General features: G+C 70.6%; 14 protein-coding genes. 9 read left to right on the forward strand and 5 right to left on the reverse strand.

What is annotated here, in order from left to right; translation table 11 throughout:
• Window positions 1-257: 257 nt before the first annotated feature.
• Window positions 258-1,037, reverse strand: coding sequence for a transcriptional repressor LexA (gene lexA / locus ACGFZS_RS45865; protein WP_393654793.1), 780 nt, complete (start codon window positions 1,035-1,037; stop codon window positions 258-260).
• A 504-nt stretch (window positions 1,038-1,541) separates the two neighbouring features.
• On the opposite strand from lexA, the gene nrdR reads away from it, so the two are divergent.
• Together nrdR and ACGFZS_RS45875 are read left to right on the forward strand one after the other, a co-directional pair.
• Window positions 1,542-2,093: a transcriptional regulator NrdR gene (gene nrdR / locus ACGFZS_RS45870; RefSeq protein ID WP_393800186.1), complete on the forward strand. Its 552-nt coding sequence runs from the start codon at window positions 1,542-1,544 to the stop codon at window positions 2,091-2,093.
• Between the two features lie 163 nt (window positions 2,094-2,256).
• Window positions 2,257-5,145, forward strand: a complete 2,889-nt coding sequence (locus tag ACGFZS_RS45875; protein WP_393800187.1) for a vitamin B12-dependent ribonucleotide reductase — start codon at window positions 2,257-2,259, stop codon at window positions 5,143-5,145.
• A 75-nt stretch (window positions 5,146-5,220) separates the two neighbouring features.
• On the opposite strand, the gene ACGFZS_RS45880 is transcribed toward ACGFZS_RS45875, so the two are convergent.
• A complete protein-coding gene (locus ACGFZS_RS45880) occupies window positions 5,221-5,754 on the reverse strand; it encodes a TerD family protein (RefSeq protein WP_393800188.1) in 534 nt (177 codons plus the stop codon).
• Window positions 5,755-5,905: 151 nt separating this feature from the next.
• Here ACGFZS_RS45880 and ACGFZS_RS45885 point away from each other — a divergent pair, with 151 nt between their 5' ends.
• The 3 genes from ACGFZS_RS45885 to ACGFZS_RS45895 all read left to right on the forward strand — a co-directional run bounded on the left by ACGFZS_RS45885 (window position 5,906) and on the right by ACGFZS_RS45895 (window position 8,191).
• Window positions 5,906-6,511 (forward strand): YdbC family protein, encoded by a 606-nt coding sequence (locus tag ACGFZS_RS45885; RefSeq protein WP_355726427.1) that lies wholly within the window; start codon window positions 5,906-5,908, stop codon window positions 6,509-6,511.
• A gap of 86 nt (window positions 6,512-6,597) precedes the next feature.
• Window positions 6,598-7,257, forward strand: a complete 660-nt coding sequence (locus tag ACGFZS_RS45890) for a histidine phosphatase family protein (RefSeq protein ID WP_393800189.1) — start codon at window positions 6,598-6,600, stop codon at window positions 7,255-7,257.
• Window positions 7,258-7,267: 10 nt separating this feature from the next.
• Window positions 7,268-8,191 (forward strand): ADP-ribosylglycohydrolase family protein, encoded by a 924-nt coding sequence (locus ACGFZS_RS45895; RefSeq protein ID WP_393800190.1) that lies wholly within the window; start codon window positions 7,268-7,270, stop codon window positions 8,189-8,191.
• A gap of 356 nt (window positions 8,192-8,547) precedes the next feature.
• Here ACGFZS_RS45895 and ACGFZS_RS45900 read toward each other — a convergent pair whose 3' ends face one another.
• On the reverse strand, window positions 8,548-10,095 hold the full coding sequence (locus ACGFZS_RS45900; protein ID WP_393800191.1) for an MFS transporter: 1,548 nt from the start codon (window positions 10,093-10,095) through the stop codon (window positions 8,548-8,550).
• Between the two features lie 184 nt (window positions 10,096-10,279).
• Here ACGFZS_RS45900 and ACGFZS_RS45905 point away from each other — a divergent pair, with 184 nt between their 5' ends.
• The 3 genes from ACGFZS_RS45905 (at window position 10,280) to ACGFZS_RS45915 (ending at window position 12,382) form a co-directional block, all read left to right on the forward strand.
• A complete protein-coding gene (locus ACGFZS_RS45905) occupies window positions 10,280-10,903 on the forward strand; it encodes a TetR/AcrR family transcriptional regulator (protein ID WP_393800192.1) in 624 nt (207 codons plus the stop codon).
• Window positions 10,904-10,985: 82 nt separating this feature from the next.
• Complete coding sequence (locus tag ACGFZS_RS45910; RefSeq protein ID WP_365686247.1) at window positions 10,986-11,687, forward strand: ribonuclease HII; 702 nt, start codon at window positions 10,986-10,988, stop codon at window positions 11,685-11,687.
• A 68-nt stretch (window positions 11,688-11,755) separates the two neighbouring features.
• On the forward strand, window positions 11,756-12,382 hold the full coding sequence (locus ACGFZS_RS45915) for a hypothetical protein (protein ID WP_393800193.1): 627 nt from the start codon (window positions 11,756-11,758) through the stop codon (window positions 12,380-12,382).
• 352 nt (window positions 12,383-12,734) lie between these two features.
• On the opposite strand, the gene ACGFZS_RS45920 is transcribed toward ACGFZS_RS45915, so the two are convergent.
• Together ACGFZS_RS45920 and ACGFZS_RS45925 are read right to left on the reverse strand one after the other, a co-directional pair.
• Window positions 12,735-13,355, reverse strand: a complete 621-nt coding sequence (locus ACGFZS_RS45920; RefSeq protein ID WP_355726446.1) for a hypothetical protein — start codon at window positions 13,353-13,355, stop codon at window positions 12,735-12,737.
• Between the two features lie 287 nt (window positions 13,356-13,642).
• The gene (locus ACGFZS_RS45925) at window positions 13,643-15,808 is read right to left on the reverse strand and encodes a RecQ family ATP-dependent DNA helicase (protein ID WP_393800194.1); all 2,166 of its coding nucleotides are present in this window, start codon (window positions 15,806-15,808) and stop codon (window positions 13,643-13,645) included.
• 141 nt (window positions 15,809-15,949) lie between these two features.
• Here ACGFZS_RS45925 and ACGFZS_RS45930 point away from each other — a divergent pair, with 141 nt between their 5' ends.
• Window positions 15,950-17,566, forward strand: coding sequence for a DUF4192 domain-containing protein (locus tag ACGFZS_RS45930; protein WP_393800195.1), 1,617 nt, complete (start codon window positions 15,950-15,952; stop codon window positions 17,564-17,566).
• Window positions 17,567-17,604: the final 38 nt, after the last annotated feature.

Below are 17,604 nucleotides of genomic sequence, written 5' to 3' on the forward strand. Positions count from 1 at the left end.
CTGCCGCCCCCGGACCCCCGCTTCGGCCCGAAGGGCCTCGGGGGGGGGGGGGCGCGCGGCGGGGGGGGGGGGGGGGGGGGGGGGCGGGGGGGGGGGGGCGGGGGGGGGGGGGGGGCCCCCCGCGCGCGGCGGCCCCCCCCCCCCCGCGATCCGCGGCAGGCGATCGGCGGGGGCTGGGCAGTACAAGACCCCGGAACCGGCGCAGGGGTCCCGGGGCCCGATCGGAGGGCGGGCGAGATGACCGCCCGCCGCAGGCATCACACGCGCCGCAGTACCGCGACGACCTTGCCCAGGATGGTCGCGTCGTCGCCGGGGATCGGTTCGTAGGCCGCGTTGTGCGGGAGGAGCCACACATGGCCGTCTTCGCGCTTGAAGCGCTTGACCGTGGCCTCGCCGTCGAGCATGGCGGCGACGATGTCGCCGTTCTCTGCGACCGGCTGGCGGCGGACGGTGACCCAGTCGCCGTCGCAGATCGCGGCCTCGATCATGGAGTCACCGACGACCTTCAGCACGAACAGCTCGCCGTCACCCACCAGCTGCCGGGGCAGCGGGAACACGTCCTCGACCGACTCCTCCGCGAGGATCGGACCACCGGCGGCGATCCGGCCGACCAGTGGGACGTACGACGCGGCGGGCTTGCCGGCGGTGTCCGTGGGCTGCACGGTCATGGCCTGGTCGGAGCCGCGCACCTCGTACGCGCGCGGGCGGTGCGGGTCGCGGCGCAGGAAGCCCTTGCGTTCCAGTGCCATCAGCTGGTGCGCCACGGAGGACGTGCTCGACAGGCCGACGGCCTGGCCGATCTCCCGCATCGACGGCGGGTAGCCCCGCCGCTGCACCGAGTCCCGGATCACCTCGATCACCCGGCGCTGCCGGTCGGTCAGGCCCGAGCTGTCGGCCCGGATGCCTGGAGGTCGGCCCGGCAGGGAGCGCTTGTGTCCCTCGGGATTCACGGCTTCGTTCATGGCATGCACCGGGTCGAGTCGGCCCTGGGAGCGGTCCTGGGCGGTGATGGTGGCACTGTCTGCGGTCGTGGTCACGTCGGCCCCTCTCGATGGTCTCCCTGCTGGACAACGGTAGTTGCTTTCGAAAGGTTGCGCCAAACACACGTTCGAGTGAAAAAACGCGATTCGCCGCACGCGATCACATGTCTGGGTGTATGGCTCACGCGGTACCCGGCGGGCAAAAGGGCCCATTGTTGTACTCTTCACCGCCGGGCTGATGGCCTTGTGGGTGTGCCCAGTCTGCCATCCGGACCGCCGCCGACCGGGACCGACGTCCCCATCTGCGCCGGAGTCGCACGCGACCTCCGTGCGGCGCCCACGGTATCTCCGTATCCGCCGTAGCGGTACGTGTGCGACACGCGCAACCTGGCGATGTATCAGCCAATCACCACATCTAGTGGTTGGATTGCTACAGCAGCCCACAAGTTGTGTTCCCCCGGGTCTCTCGTGCTTCTGAGATCGCCTATGCTTGGGGCTGCTTCGAGGGGCTCATGTGGCCCGGCGAGGCCATTGAGTCTGCTGTGAGGAGGGTTGGAGATCATGCACTGCCCCTTCTGCAGGCACCCCGACAGCCGCGTGGTCGACAGTCGTACGACCGACGACGGCACGTCGATCCGCAGGCGCCGCCAGTGTCCGGACTGCTCCCGTCGTTTCACGACCGTGGAGACGTGCTCGCTCATGGTGGTCAAGCGGTCCGGAGTCACCGAGCCATTCAGCCGTACCAAGGTCATCAACGGCGTGCGCAAGGCATGCCAGGGGCGACCTGTCACCGAGGACGCACTCGCCCAGCTCGGCCAGCGGGTCGAGGAGGCGGTGCGGGCCACCGGAAGCGCCGAGCTGACCACCCACGACGTGGGGCTGGCCATACTCGGTCCGTTGCAGGAGCTCGACCTCGTCGCCTACCTGCGATTCGCCTCCGTCTACCGGGCGTTCGACTCGCTCGAGGACTTCGAGGCCGCGATCGCGGAGCTCAGGCAGGCGGCGCAGGACCCCGTCGCGGACGACGAAGACGCGGGAGCGGGGAGCCAGGAGGACGATCACGGGCCGGGCGGAACCACTCGGGCGCCCGCGCCCGTCCATATCGCCGGCTGACAGGCGGACCGGAACCGGGCGGAGGCCCCGGATCCGGTTGTCGGACGGCGATCCAGGACTTGTCGCGGGGGCGGCTCAGCGTGCCCGCGACGCGCAAACAGAACAGCGTGCCACGGGAACATCGTGGCATTTCAGGGCGTTTTTGCCCGTAGAGGGAGGCGGCATGACAGAGACGGCGAGCGGTCCGGCACGGAGTTCCCGCGCGAAGGGAACGAAGGCCACCAAGGGGCTGCGTATCGAGCGCATCCACACCACCCCCGGCGTACACCCGTACGACGAGGTGAGCTGGGAGCGCCGTGACGTCGTCATGACCAACTGGCGCGACGGCTCGATCAACTTCGAGCAGCGTGGCGTCGAGTTCCCCGACTTCTGGTCGGTGAACGCGGTCAACATCGTCACCAGCAAGTACTTCCGCGGTGCCGTCGGCACCCCGCAGCGCGAGACCGGCCTCAAGCAGCTGATCGACCGCATCGTGAAGACGTACCGGAAGGCCGGCGAGGACTACAAGTACTTCGCGACGCCCGCCGACGCCGAGATCTTCGAGCACGAGCTGGCGTACGCCCTCCTGCACCAGATCTTCAGCTTCAACAGCCCCGTGTGGTTCAACGTGGGCACCCCGCAGCCCCAGCAGGTCTCCGCCTGCTTCATCCTGTCCGTCGACGACTCCATGGAGTCGATCCTCGACTGGTACAAGGAAGAGGGCATGATCTTCAAGGGCGGCTCCGGCGCCGGCCTGAACCTCTCCCGGATCCGCTCCTCCAAGGAGCTGCTCTCCTCCGGCGGCAACGCCTCGGGACCGGTCTCCTTCATGCGCGGCGCGGACGCCTCCGCGGGCACCATCAAGTCCGGCGGTGCCACCCGCCGCGCCGCCAAGATGGTCATCCTCGACGTCGACCACCCCGACATCGAGGACTTCATCGAGACCAAGGTCAAGGAGGAGGAGAAGATCCGCGCCCTCCGTGACGCGGGCTTCGACATGGACCTGGGCGGCGACGACATCACGTCCGTCCAGTACCAGAACGCCAACAACTCGGTCCGTGTGAACGACGAGTTCATGAAGGCGGTCGAGCAGGGCGGCCAGTTTGGTCTGCGCGCCCGCATGACCGGTGAGGTCATCGAGGAGGTCGGCGCCAAGTCCCTCTTCCGCAAGATGGCCGAGGCCGCCTGGGCCTGCGCCGACCCGGGCATCCAGTACGACGACACGATCAACCACTGGCACACCTGCCCGGAGTCCGGCCGGATCAACGGCTCGAACCCCTGCAGCGAGTACATGCACCTGGACAACACGTCCTGCAACCTCGCCTCGCTGAACCTCATGAAGTTCCTCAAGGACGACGGCAAGGGCCACCAGTCCTTCGAGGTCGAGCGCTTCGCCCAGGTCGTCGAGCTGGTCATCACCGCGATGGACATCTCGATCTGCTTCGCGGACTTCCCGACCCAGAAGATCGGCGAGAACACCCGCGCCTTCCGCCAGCTCGGCATCGGCTACGCCAACCTCGGCGCCCTGCTGATGGCGACCGGCCACGCCTACGACTCCGACGGCGGCCGCGCCCTCGCCGGTGCCATCACCTCCCTGATGACCGGCACGGCGTACAAGCGCTCCTCGGAGCTCGCCGCGGTCGTCGGCCCGTACGACGGCTACGCCCGCAACGCCGACGCCCACAACCGCGTCATGAAGCAGCACGCCGACGCCAACACCACGGCCGTCCGCACGGACGACCTGGACACCCCGGTCTGGGCCGCCGCCACGGAGGCCTGGCAGGACGTGCTCCGCCTCGGTGAGAAGAACGGTTTCCGTAACTCCCAGGCGTCGGTCCTCGCCCCGACCGGCACCATCGGTCTCGCGATGTCCTGCGACACCACCGGCGTCGAGCCCGACCTCGCCCTGGTCAAGTTCAAGAAGCTGGTCGGCGGCGGCTCGATGCAGATCGTCAACGGCACGGTCCCGCAGGCCCTGCGCCGCCTGGGCTACCAGGAGGAGCAGATCGAGGCGATCGTCGCCCACATCGCCGAGAACGGCAATGTGATCGACGCCCCCGGCCTCAAGCAGGAGCACTACGAGGTCTTCGACTGCGCCATGGGCGAGCGGGCCATCTCCCCGATGGGCCACGTCCGCATGATGGCCGCGATCCAGCCCTGGATCTCCGGTGCCATCTCCAAGACGGTCAACATGCCGGAGACGGCGACCGTCGAGGAGGTCGAGGAGATCTACTACGAGGCCTGGAAGCTCGGCGTCAAGGCGCTCGCGATCTACCGCGACAACTGCAAGGTCGGCCAGCCCCTCTCCGCCAAGACCAAGGAGAAGGAGAAGGAGGAGGTCGCCGAGAAGGCCGAGGCGACCATCCGCGAGACCGTCGAGAAGGTCATCGAGTACCGCCCGGTCCGCAAGCGCCTTCCGAAGGGTCGTCCCGGCATCACCACGTCCTTCACCGTCGGCGGCGCCGAGGGTTACATGACGGCCAACTCCTACCCGGACGACGGCCTGGGCGAGGTCTTCCTGAAGATGTCCAAGCAGGGTTCGACCCTCGCGGGCATGATGGACGCCTTCTCCATCGCGGTCTCCGTCGGCCTCCAGTACGGCGTGCCGCTGGAGACGTACGTCTCGAAGTTCACCAACATGCGCTTCGAGCCGGCCGGTATGACGGACGACCCGGACGTGCGGATGGCGCAGTCGATCGTCGACTACATCTTCCGCCGCCTGGCGCTGGACTTCCTGCCCTTCGAGACGCGCTCCGCGCTCGGCATCCACTCCGCCGAGGAGCGTCAGCGCCACCTGGAGACGGGTTCGTACGAGGTCGCCGAGGACGAGGTCGACGTCGAGGGCCTGGCCCAGTCGGCGCCGCGCGCCCAGGAGCTGAAGGCCGTCACCATCCCGAAGCCCGAGGTGGTCAAGCCCGCCCCGAAGCAGGCCCACACCAGCGCCGAGCTGGTGGAGATGCAGCTGGGCATCCAGGCCGACGCCCCGCTCTGCTTCTCCTGCGGTACGAAGATGCAGCGGGCCGGTTCCTGCTACATCTGCGAGGGCTGCGGCTCGACCAGCGGCTGCAGCTGACGAGTCGGTGAAGTGAAGTAAGGGGCGCCGGTCCATGCCGGCGCCCCTTACCTTTGCGCGTGGTCGTGTTCGCCGTCAGGGGCGGCCGAGGCCGCCCATGGACCGGTGGAAGACGACCGGGTCGTCCTCGAAGCCGTGCAGGCCGGGGCGGAAGCTCCAGTCGCCGGACGCGTCGCGCACGAACTCCGCGATGGCGGCCGCCGTCGCCCCGAGGACCGAGCCGAAGTCGTCCTGGGCCAGCACGCTGTAGCCCTCCCGGACACGCAGCTCGGGGTTCAGGACATTCACGAACGTCCGGTGCGCGGAGCGCTGTTGGATGACGACTCCGACGACCACGCGCGTGTAGCGGCTGTCGAGACGGTCGAGTTCGAGCGTCATCACCTCGTCCCAGCCGAAGCCCTTGCCGTCCTGGCTGTCCCGGTTGAGAAAGATCGTGCCGTCGGGCGAGCGGCTGTCGAAGTGCACCAGATAGGCCGGAGTTCCGTACGGGTCGGCTCCCGTGAACGTCCCGGCGACGATGTCGAGATCGGTGGGCGGCTGTCCGGACGGGCTGGGATCCCACTTCACCGCGACCTCGACCTTCCGGATCGCCTTGCTGAAACCGCTCACCACGCGTCCCCTTCCCCCTAGAGGTCCACTGCCCCAACTGTTGGGTTGTCCACGCTCTTTGTCCATCGTGCCACGCGCGCGGGGGCGCATGCGCGGGTGATCTCGGCCGGAGCGTGACCGGCGCCATGCCCCATGGCCTTACGATGGCGCGGTGCTGGTCAAGTGGATTCGCTGCACCGTGGTGGACCGCCGGGGCTTCGAGCGGGCGCAGCGAAAATGGGCGGGGCTTCTGGGGGAGCCGGGATTTCGGGGACAGGGCGGGGGCTGGAGTCGGCAGCGGCCGGGAGTGGCGCACATCTTCGCCTTCTGGGAGAGCCGTGCCTTCTACGACTCCTTCATGGCGCGTTCGCACGACCGTCTGGCCGCGTCCCAGTCGGGCACCTACAAGGATCAGCAGGTCAAGCTGTTCGAGTACCGTTTCGACGTGAAGACCGGTTTCGAGCCGCGGTTCACGGACAGCGACCTGGTCCGGGTGGCGCTCTGCCGGGTGCACGAGGAGCGCGTCGAGCACTTCACGCTGATGCAGGAGAAGGTCTGGAACCCGGCAATGGCGGGCTCGCCCGGCATGATCCGCGGCATGTTCGCGGAGGCTCCCGAGCACGAGTTCATGATCCTCTCGATGTGGCGGTCGGCCGCCGAACACGGCAAGTACCGCACGGAGCGGGTGGAGCGGCTGGCGCTGCGGGCCCAGACGGAGGCCGACATCGCGGCGCTCACGGGGGACATCGTGGAGCTCGAACCGAGTTGGATCGTTTGAATATCCAACCCTTGGTTTGTGTGATGTGCGCTGTATGGGGCCCATCCGAGTGCTCGATTTTTCGTCACTCGATCTAGGGTTTTGGCATGGCACGACCACGGCGCATCGTCCTTGTCCGGCACGGCGAGTCAACCGGCAATGTCGACGACTCCGTGTATGAGCGGGAACCCGACCACTCGCTGGCCCTCACCGAGCGGGGCTGGCGGCAGGCGGAGGAGACCGGAAAGCGCATCCGGGAGATCTTCGGCCAGGAGCGCGTCAGCGTGTACGTCTCCCCGTACCGCCGTACGCACGAGACCCTCCGCGCCTTCCACCTCGACCCGGATCTCATACGCGTGCGCGAGGAGCCCCGGCTGCGCGAACAGGACTGGGGAAACTGGCAGGACCGCGACGACGTACGCCTGCAGAAGACGTACCGGGACGCCTACGGGCACTTCTTCTTCCGGTTCCCCCAGGGCGAGTCGGGAGCCGACGTCTACGACCGCGTCGGAGGCTTCCTGGAGAGCCTGTTCCGCAGCTTCGAGGCGCCGGACCATCCGCCCAACGTGCTCCTGGTGACCCACGGGCTGGCGATGCGGCTGTTCTGCATGCGCTGGTTCCACTGGACGGTCGCGGACTTCGAGTCGCTCTCCAACCCCGGGAACGCCGAGATGCGGATGCTCGTTCTCGGGGACGACGGCAAGTACACCCTCAACCAGCCCTTCGACCGCTGGCGGGACCCGGAGCCGAACTGGATGAGCGGCTAGGCTGGCCGCGATGACCTTCTCCCTCGACTCCTCGACCCCCGGGCGCCTGGACCGCGCCCTGGCCAGCCTGCGCGGACTCGCCGTCGGCGACGCGCTGGGCTCACAGTTCTTCGTACCGGTGAACTACCCGCTGCTGAAGCGGCGCGAGCTGCCACCGGCGCCCTGGCAGTGGACCGACGACACGGAGATGGCCGGCTCCGTCGTCGCCGTCCTCGCCGCCCACCGCCGCATCGACCAGGACGCGCTGGCCCGCTCCTTCGCCGCGCACCACGACTTCGACCGGGGCTACGGCCCCGCCGTCAACCGGCTGCTCCGCCTCGTCCGGGAGGGCGGCGACTGGCGCGAGCTGGCCGCCGGGCTCTTCAACGGGCAGGGGTCATGGGGCAACGGCGCCGCGATGCGCATCGCCCCCCTGGGCGCCTGGTACGCGGACGATCCGGAGCAGGCCACCCATCAGGCCGAGATCTCGGCCTATCCCACACACCAGCACCGCGAGGCGGTGGTCGGTGCCATGGCCGTCGCCGCGGCAGCGGCCCTGGCCGCCGCTCCCGGCGGGCCCCCGAGCCCCGGAGCGCTCCTCGACGGGGTCGTCTCCCTCGTCCCGAAGAGCGCCGTCGGCCAGGGCCTGCGACGCGCCCGCGACATGCTCGACTACGCCGACGCGGGCACCGTCGCGGCCGTCCTCGGCTGCGGACGGCGTACGACCGCCCATGACACCGTCCCCTTCGCCCTCTGGTCGGCCGCTCGCTCCCTCGGCGACTACGAGACCGCCTTCTGGACGACCGCCCAGGTGGGCGGCGACGTGGACACCACCTGCGCCATCGTGGGCGGCGTACTCGCGGGCGGCAGGGCGGGAGCGCCGCCGGCCGCGTGGCTGGAGCGTACGGAGGCGCTGCCGGAGTGGGTGCCGACGGGGACCGCTGTCGGCGGCTGACCCTCGGCGGGGAGGTCTACTGCGGCGCCGACCCGGCCCACCCGTCCTGAAGCGTGACGCTCCAGACCGCTCTCGAAACTCTCCGTGCCCGATGGGAACTCTCTGTGACCATCGGGCGTTTTCCTGGCATCCGCTCCGCGCTCCGTCGCTCCGTCCGAGTGCGGACGGTTTGGAGACGTGGAGTCGCTGGGGGGTGGGTGTCGGTGGTGCGGTTGGGATCGGCTCTTCTGAAGGTGATCGCGGTGCTGACGGCCGTGCTGTGCGTGGCCGGACCGCTGTCGCTGTCGTTCGCCCCTCGACGATGGCAGCGGCGACAGCGGTCCGGCCGTCACCGGCTCCGCGGGGATCCGGCCGGGTCAGCCCGCCCCGTGGCCGCCCGTGCCGGCGAGCGCTTCGAGGTCGCTCTTGCTGATCTTGATCACCAGCAGGGCGGTGAGCAGGCCGACCCCGGCCATCGCGGCGGCGGGCACGAACGCGGTCGCGATGCCGTGCGCGAGCACCTCGTGCCCCCAGGGCGCGGGCAGTTGGTGGGTCTTGGCGAACTCCGCCTTCTGCTCCGGCGAACCGTCGGCGAGGAACTTCGGCAGCTGCTTCTTCGCCTCGTCCTTGCTGGCCGAGCCGAAGACCGTGGTCAGGATGGACAGACCCAGCGCACCACCCACCTGCTGCATGGCGTTGAGCAGCCCGGACGCCGCGCCCGCCTCCTGTGGCGCGACCCCGGAGACCGCCGTACTGGTCACCGTCACGAAGTTCAGACCCATACCGAAGCCGAAGACCAGCATGGGCCCCAGCACGCCGCCGGCGTACGAGCTGTCGGGCTTGATGAAGGTCAGCCAGACCAGCGCGACGATCACGATCGCCGCTCCGGCGATCATGAACGGCTTGGGGCCCAGGGTGGGCAGGAACCGCTGCGACAGCCCGGCGCCGGCGGCGATCGCCACACTGATGGGCAGAAAGGCCAGCCCGGCCCTGATCGGGCTGTAGCTCAGCACGTTCTGCACGAACAGCACGATGTAGAAGAACATGCCGAACATCGCGGCGGCCAGGCTCAGCATGATCACATAGGTGCCGGAGCGGTTGCGGTCGGCGAACATCTTCAACGGGGTGATCGGTTCCCTGGCCCGGCGTTCGATGAAGACGAAGGCCAGCAGCAGGACCACCGAGGCGCCGAAGGAGCCGAGGGCCGGACCGTCGTGCCAGCCCTGCTCCGAGACGCGGATGAAGCCGTACACGAGGGACGCCATGCCCGCCGTCGAGGCCAGCGCCCCCGCGATGTCGAACCGCCCCGGCTGCCGCTCGGACTCGTTGATGTACAGCGGGGTCAGCACGGCGATCAGCAGGCCGATCGGCACGTTGACGAAGAACACCGACCGCCAGTCGAGCCAGTCGGTGAGCAGGCCGCCGGAGAGCAGGCCGAGGGCGCCACCGCCCGCGGAGACGGCGGCGAACACCCCGAACGCCCGGTTCCGCTCGGGTCCTTCGGGGAAGGTGGTCGTGATCAGTGCCAGCGAGGTCGGCGACGCGATCGCGCCTCCCACGCCCTGGACCGCGCGCGCGGCCAGCAGTTGCCAGGGTTCCTGTGCGAGACCGCCGAGGAACGAGGCCACGGTGAACAGCAGGATGCCGGTCAGGAAGACCCGGCGGCGGCCGAGGATGTCACCGGCCCGGGCGCCCAGGAGCAGCAGACCGCCGAAGGTGAGCGTGTAGGCGCTGACCACCCAGGTGAGGTCCGTGGTGCTGAAGTCGAGCGCCTCCTGGATATGAGGGAGGGCGATGTTCACAATCGTCGCGTCGAGTACGACCATGAGCTGACAGGCCGCGATGACGGTGAGCGCGATGCCGGGATGCCCCTCCCGGCGGGCCGCACCGGGTTTCTGATCCTGAGACAGTTGAGAGGTTGTCACTATGGGTCTCCCACCGAGGATTTAGTGAACGGTCGCGTTCACTGTCGCGTCAACCGTAGTGAGCCCTCAGTAGTGAACGCAAGCGTTCACTTAGCCGCGCATCGGATACCGTGCCCCTTGTCGGCGCAACCTGTGCGCCCCGTTCTGGAACGCCCGCCTCCTCTTGCTCGCTGGAGAGACTCAGATGGTGACCTCGCGCCCGACGGCCGGCCCGGTGCGGACGGCAACCCCCCGTCGTCGCGGCGCGGTTCTCGAACGCGCGATCCTGGACGCCGCCCTGGAGATGCTCAGTACCGTCGGCTGGAGCGGCCTCACCATGGAGGGTGTCGCCGCCGTCGCCCAGACCGGGAAGGCGGCGGTCTACCGCCGCTGGTCCTCCAAGGAGGATCTGGTCGCCGACGCGCTCCAGGCCGGTCTGCCCCGTTTGGAGGAGGCCCCCGACCTCGGGAACGTCCGCGACGACCTGCTCGCCCTGTGCCGGCAGGCCCGCGACGCGATGTTCTCGCGCCCCGGCTTCGCACTGCGCTCGGTGATTCACGAATGCGATCACATGCAGGTTGAACGCTTCCATGGAGTGATCTTCGAGGGGGTCGTCGGCCCGACCACCCGCCTGATGAGCCAGGTCGTCACGCGAGGAATAGAGCGGGGAGACGTGCGCGCCGACGCGGCCAACGGCTATGTCCTGGATGCCGTTCCGGCGATGATGATGTACCGCTCCAAGATTTCTGCAAGCGAATGGAGCGACGGGGACATCGCGGAGATGGTCGACCAGTTGATGCTTCCGCTGCTGTCCCCGCGCGGGGTCTGAGCCGCCGCCCGGGCGGGCCCCTGGTCCGTCGGTGAGACCGGGGTGTCGCCAGGGGATCTGCGCGGCGTACCCTAAGTGCGCCATGCCGTACGAACCACCTACTCACACCGTCGAGCGCTCCCTTCGCGCCACGACCGGAGCGAAGATAATTGCCGGTGTCGACGAGGTGGGGCGCGGCGCCTGGGCCGGGCCCGTCACCGTCTGTGCCGCGGTCACCGGTCTTCGCCGGCCGCCCGAGGGCCTCACCGACTCCAAGCTGCTGACTGTCAAGCGGCGTACGGAACTTGCCGAGGCGCTGCGGACGTGGGTCACGGCCTACGCCCTGGGCCATGCCTCGCCGGAGGAGATCGACGACCTCGGGATGACGGCCGCGCTGCGGCTCGCGGCGAGCCGCGCGCTGGAGGCCCTGCCGGTCCGGCCCGAGGCGGTCATCCTCGACGGGAAGCACGACTATCTCGGTGCCCCCTGGCGGGTGCGCACGGTCATCAAGGGTGACCGTTCGTGTGTGGCCGTCGCGGCGGCCTCGGTGATCGCCAAAGTTCAGCGCGACAAAATGATGGCCGAACTGGGTATCGACCATGCAGACTTCGGATTTGCGGACAACGCCGGGTACCCGTCGCCCGTGCACAAGGCCGCACTGGAGGAGCGGGGACCCACCCCGTACCACCGGTTGTCGTGGGCGTATCTTGATGCGCTGCCCCAGTGGCGGCACCTCAAGAAGGCCCGCAGCTGGGCAGAGGGAAGCACTTCGGAGATCGAGGGACAGCTCGGCTTCGATTTCTGACGTCCTAGTCGCACTGTTGTGCCACCCGGTTCACCTGACCTGCACCAACGTTTGATAAAAATCAGCTCATGCCTCTCATTCCCGAGGAGCCTCAGATTCACGAGAGTGCCCAGGGTCCCCGCGCCACTCCGGCCAGTGGCCGTACCGCGCCGACCCCTCGTCCCGTACCCGGCCCCCGCCCCGTGGCTCCGCCGCGTCCCGGTCGTCCCGGCCCTCTGCGGCCCACGCCGCCGGTGCAGCGCACGCCGCGTGAGGTGGCCAAGCCAGGCCCGTCCGGCCCGGCCGTGTCCGCCGCTGCAGCGGCGGCCCCGCAGATCCAGCTGATCCCGGCCACCGTCGAGAGCGCTCTCGACGCGGCCGAGGAGGCAGTGGACCTGCTTCTCGAGTCGGGCCGCGCCCCGGGTGAGGTGCTGGTGATCACCACCGGCGCGCAGCACCCGTGGGCCGACCACGAACTGTCCTTCGGCGAAGCCGCCTACTGGGCGCAGCACGACGCGGGCGACGACGTCTTCTACACGGACGCCGCCGCCGCCTCCCGTGCCGCGATCCGCCCCGTGGTCGTCGTCGCCGTCAACGGTGGCGCCGACACCGTCGCTGCCACCGCCCTGCCGCTGGCCCTCTCCCGGGCCGGTGCCCTGCTGATCGTCTGCGGCGACCCGCAGGGGATCAACTCGGTGCTGGGCGCGGGCGTCTGAGCCACCTCCGGCACCTCGGGGACTTCCCGGAGGTACCGAAGGAGCCGCGGCGGCGGTACTGGCACGGCGGCGACTTCGCCGTGCCCGCACGCCGGTGGCAGCCGCCGTCCGGCGCGGAGCGGCCGTGGGGCAGACCCTCGGCAGAAGGTCCGCGTACGTTCGGCGGCGGGGGATCCGGAACACGAGTACCGGGCCGGATCCGGCGGGTGACCGCACGACGGGCCGCCCTCCGCCGTGCCGCTTTGTCGTGCCGTGCGGCGGGAGACCCCGCCGGGCACCTCGCACGGCGGTTTCAGGGTGCCGTGCCCGGCGCTGAGCGCCCGGCCGGTGCCCCCCTCGCGGGGGCCGGGGTTCAGCGCGCGGCCGCGCGGCGCAGCACCTCGGAGACGGCGCCCCCGGTGCGCGGTGACAGCGGCGGGGCCTCCGACAGGGCGAAGGGTTCGGGAGGCGAGTCGGCGTTGGGACGTCGTCCGCCGCGCCCCTCGCCGAGCACCTGCCAGCCGTCGTGCGTCAGCGTGATGTACGCCCCGCAGCGCAGTCCGTGCAGTGTGCACGCGTCACGCAGCCCCCACATCCAGGCGCCGTCCTCCTCCGTCCAACGCGCGTCCCCCTCGCGGCAGTAGAGCAGTACGGCGGTCCGCACCGGGGTGCGGCGGCGCAGGTCGTGCGGGATCACCCGGCGCAGCTGGGCCAGCAGCGTGTTGCGGAACATCCAGCCGTCGGCAGGCGCCGAGCGCCGGCCGAAGGACGCGCTGGCGCACAGCCGTTCCTCAGGGTCGAGAACGGCCACCACGGCCGTGCCCGGCCGGGGCCGGTGGCGGGTGTGCAGCCCGCTGACGACCTCACGGGGGTTGCGCAGCAGCGGAATTCCGGCGTCGGCCCACTCCGCGGGCTCGAGCAGACGGCTGGCGGAAGCGGCGGACGCGGACGTCGACAACGATGCCGCCGAGGACGGAGCGAATCCGAAGGTCACGTTCCTCCCTTCGGCTACGCGCCCACACTGCGGGCGAGATCGGATTCGGGGGAGCGCGCACCGCAGTAAGGCCCAACCGGATCACGGCCGAGCCGCGCGGGGAGCGGACCCCAATTCTTCCTGTCGAACTGGAATGCGGCAACGAGCAAATGGGGCCACCGACTGTTATCTGGTGGTGCGTGGCTTATATCCCTACCCAGTGAGGCGATCCGGGACCCCTGGGACGTTCGCGTACGACACGTGCGTACGCCGCGCCCGGCGTACGCAGTCGAGGAGCGCCGGGACGATCAGCCCTGAACGGCCAGGACCAGCGGCAACACCCCCCGCGCCCCGGACCTCCGGAGCAGGCGCGCCGCGACCGCCAGCGTCCAGCCGGTCTCCGTGAAGTCGTCCACCAGCAGCACCGGTCCCTGCGCCTCGGCGAGGGTCGCGGCGAGGGTGGGCGGCACGGTCAGCGCACCGTCGAGGGCCTTCAGACGCTGGGCACTGTTGCTGCGCGACACCCGGGACGCCTCGCCCGTGTACTCCACGGAACCCAGCAGGGGCAGTCGGCCGATCTCCGCGATACGGGCACCCAGGGAGTGGATGAGCAGGGGCCTGGAGCGCGAGGCGACGGTGACGACACCCACCGGGCGTGGCTGCGCGTCGGCCGAGCCCGGGGCCCAGCCGCCGGGGCCCTTCGCCCAGTCGGCCAGTACCTCCACCACGGCACGGGCCACGTCGTCCGGCACGGGTGCGTCCGGGGTCTGGGGTGCGAGCAGCGGTCGTAGCCGATTGCCCCAGCCGATGTCCGACAACCGACCCAAAGCCCGCCCGGCCGATGCCTGTTCACCGGCCGGAATGCGTCCCTTGAGGTCGATGCCGATGGCCGGCAGGCCGGTCGGCCACATCCGGCGGGGCTCCACCTCGACGCCCGCCCGGCCGAGGTCGACCCGCGCGGCGTCCACCGCCGCCGAGGTGGTGTCCGCCGTGAAGCGCGGCCGTGTGCAGTTGTCGCAGCGGCCGCAGGGCTTCGCCCCCTCGTCGTCCAACTGGCGCTGCAGGAACTCCATCCGGCAGTCCGCCGTGGCCGTGTACTGGCGCATCGCCTCCTGCTCGGCCTCGCGCTGCCGCGCCACCCAGGCGTACCGCTCGGCGTCATACGCCCATGGCCGCCCGGTCGCGATCCAACCGCCCTTGACCCGCTGGACCGCGCCGTCCACGTCGAGGACCTTCAGCATGGTCTCCAGCCGGGAGCGGCGCAGCTCCACCAGCGGCTCCAGCGCGGGCAGCGACACGGGACCGCCGGCCCGGGACAGCACATCCAGTGTGCGGCGCACCAGGTCTTCCGACGGGAAGGCGAGCGAGGCGAAGTAGTTCCAGATCGCCTCGTCCTCCTTGCCCGGCAGCAGCAGGACCTCCGCGTGCTCGACACCGCGCCCGGCACGGCCCACCTGCTGGTAGTAGGCGATGGGGGAGGAGGGCGAGCCCAGGTGCACCACGAACCCGAGGTCGGGCTTGTCGAAGCCCATGCCGAGGGCCGACGTGGCGATCAGCGCCTTGACCCGGTTGCCGAGCAGGTCGTCCTCGGCCTGCTGCCGGTCGGCGTTCTCCGTCTTTCCCGTGTACGACGCCACGACGTGCCCGCGCTGCCGCAGGAAGGCCGTGACCTCCTCGGCGGCGGCCACGGTCAGCGTGTAGACGATGCCGGAACCCGGCAGTTCGTCCAGGTGGTCGGCGAGCCACGCCATACGGTGCGCGGCGTCCGGCAGCCGCAGCACGCTCAGGCTGAGACTCTCCCGGTCCAGCGGGCCACGCAGCACCAGCGCGTCCGAGGCGCCACCGGTGCCGAGCTGCTCGGCCACGTCGGCGGTCACGCGCGCGTTGGCCGTCGCAGTGGTCGCCAGCACCGGCACGCCCGGCGGCAGGTCGGCCAGCATGGTGCGCAGCCGCCGGTAGTCGGGCCGGAAGTCGTGGCCCCAGTCGGAGATGCAGTGGGCCTCGTCCACGACGAGCAGCCCGGTCGCCGCGGCGAGCTTGGGCAGGACCTGGTCACGGAAGTCGGGGTTGTTGAGGCGCTCCGGGGACACCAGGAGGACATCGACCTCGCCGGCCGCGATCTCCGCCTGGATCACGTCCCAGTCCTCGGTGTTGGAGGAGTTGATGGTGCGGGCGTGGATGCCGGCCCGGGCCGCGGCCTCCACCTGGTTGCGCATGAGCGCGAGCAGCGGGGAGACGATCACCGTCGGGCCGCTGCCCCCGGCGCGCAGCAGCGAGGTCGCCACGAAATACACCGCGGACTTGCCCCACCCCGTGCGCTGGACGACCAGGGCCCGGCGCCGGTCGGCGACCAGCGCCTCGATCGCCCGCCACTGGTCCTCGCGCAGCCGGGCCGTGCCGGTGTCGTCCCCGACCAGACGGGCGAGGACGGCGTCCGCCCGTGCCCGGAGTTCCGCGTTGCTCGTGTGCTCCATGCACTCCATACAACAGGACGGGACCGACAGCCGGGCGGGCTGTGGACGAGGGAGGACGGCTGAGGGCGGCTTTGGCGTGTCCCTGATTCGACTTATCCACAGGCCCAACCGGAATCACAAGATCCGCGAGATCGTCGGCGCATGACGAATCACAGCGAAACCACCGGACCCTCCGAAAACGGCGACTTCAAGGGAAGCGCGGCGGCCCCCGGCCGGTCCGTCCACGACACCCAGATCACCCTGCGCACCCCGGCCGAGCTGGCCGACGCGCTTCCCTACCTGCTCGGATACCGCCCCGAGGACAGCATGGTGCTGGTCGCCCTGCACGACCGGGGCGGCCGCGGCCGTTTCGGCGGACGGGCCCGGCTCGGCATCCCCGCGAACCCGGACGACTGGGAATCCGCGGCCCGCCAGCTCGCCCAGGGCCTGACCACCGGCGGCGAGCGCCGGGGAGCCCGGCCCGAACAGATGGTCGCCTACGTCTGCCAGGAGCCGGCGCCCGGCGAATCGGGCCGGGACGTCATGCGCCGGCTCGCCTCGCTCGCCCAGCTGCTGCGCACCGAGTGCGGCCGGCTCGACGTGCCCGTGATCGAGGCGCTCTGCGTCTCGGACGGCCGGTTCTGGTCGTACTGCTGCCCGACAGAAGAGTGCTGTCCGCCCGACGGCACCCCCATGGGCCTGCCCGGCACCTCCGTCCTCGCGGCCGCCGCCACCTACGCGGGGATCCAGGTGCGCGGCACCCTGCGCGAACTGCGGGCCAGGCTGCTGCCCTGGGAGACCGGCGCCGCTCCGGACCAGGAGATCGCCCTGGACCGGGCCGGAATGGCACTGGTGCCCCGGATCCTCGACGACACCTTCCGCGCGCACGTGGCCGAGGAGACCCTCGCCCTCGCCGAGCGGATCATCGGCCGGTACGCCGTCGCCCCACCGGAGTCCGGCATCCACCAAGAGGACCGGCGCGACGACGGCCTGCTCACCCATGAGGAGGCCGCAACACTGATCCTCGGCCTGCAGGACCGCACGACCCGCGACCGCGCGGCCGCCTGGATGGAGGGCGACGAGGCCGGACCGGCCCTGCGCCTGTGGCGCGCCCTGGCCCGTCGCTGCGTCGGCCCGTACGGCGAACACGCGGCCGCCCCCCTGACCCTGGCCGGCTGGGTCGCCTGGTCGGCCGGCGACGACCTGGAGGCGCGCGAGGCCCTGGCGATGGCCCTGGGCGCGGACCCCGACTACCTCTTCGCCCGCCTGTTGCACCAGGCCTGCAACGAAGGACTGGACCCCGAGGCGATCCGCCGCTGCCTGCGCACGGAACGCACGGGCCGCGCCGGGGCGAACCGCACATCGGCGAAGAGCGCGACGGCGGACGGCACAACGGCGGAAAGGGCAACGTCGGACCGTGCAACGTCGGACCGTGCGACGGCGGACACCGCGACGGCGGACGGCGCGGCGATGGACAGCCCGACTGCCGTCGGCGACACCGGTGGCCGGACCGATCCGGGCTCCGGGCGCACGCCACCCGCAGTATCCGGCCCCCGTCGCCGGCGCGGTCCACGCACCGGCGGCGGTGCCGACGGCCGACGGCCGCACCTGGAGGGCACCCGCCCGCGAAGGACCGACGGGGAACACACCCGCCCCAGTTCGTCCAGGCCGAGTGGCGGCACGCGGGCGCGTGCCGGGGAGAGCAGGGACGCACGAGATGGCCGAGCCGCGCGGGAGGGGACGCGATCCGGGAACGGCCGGGGCGAGGGGGACGAATGAACGAGGGCTCATCCTCGCGTGGTCGGCTGTGGACGGGC

Source organism: Streptomyces sp. NPDC048288, assembly GCF_043201555.1.
GTDB lineage: Bacteria > Actinomycetota > Actinomycetes > Streptomycetales > Streptomycetaceae > Streptomyces.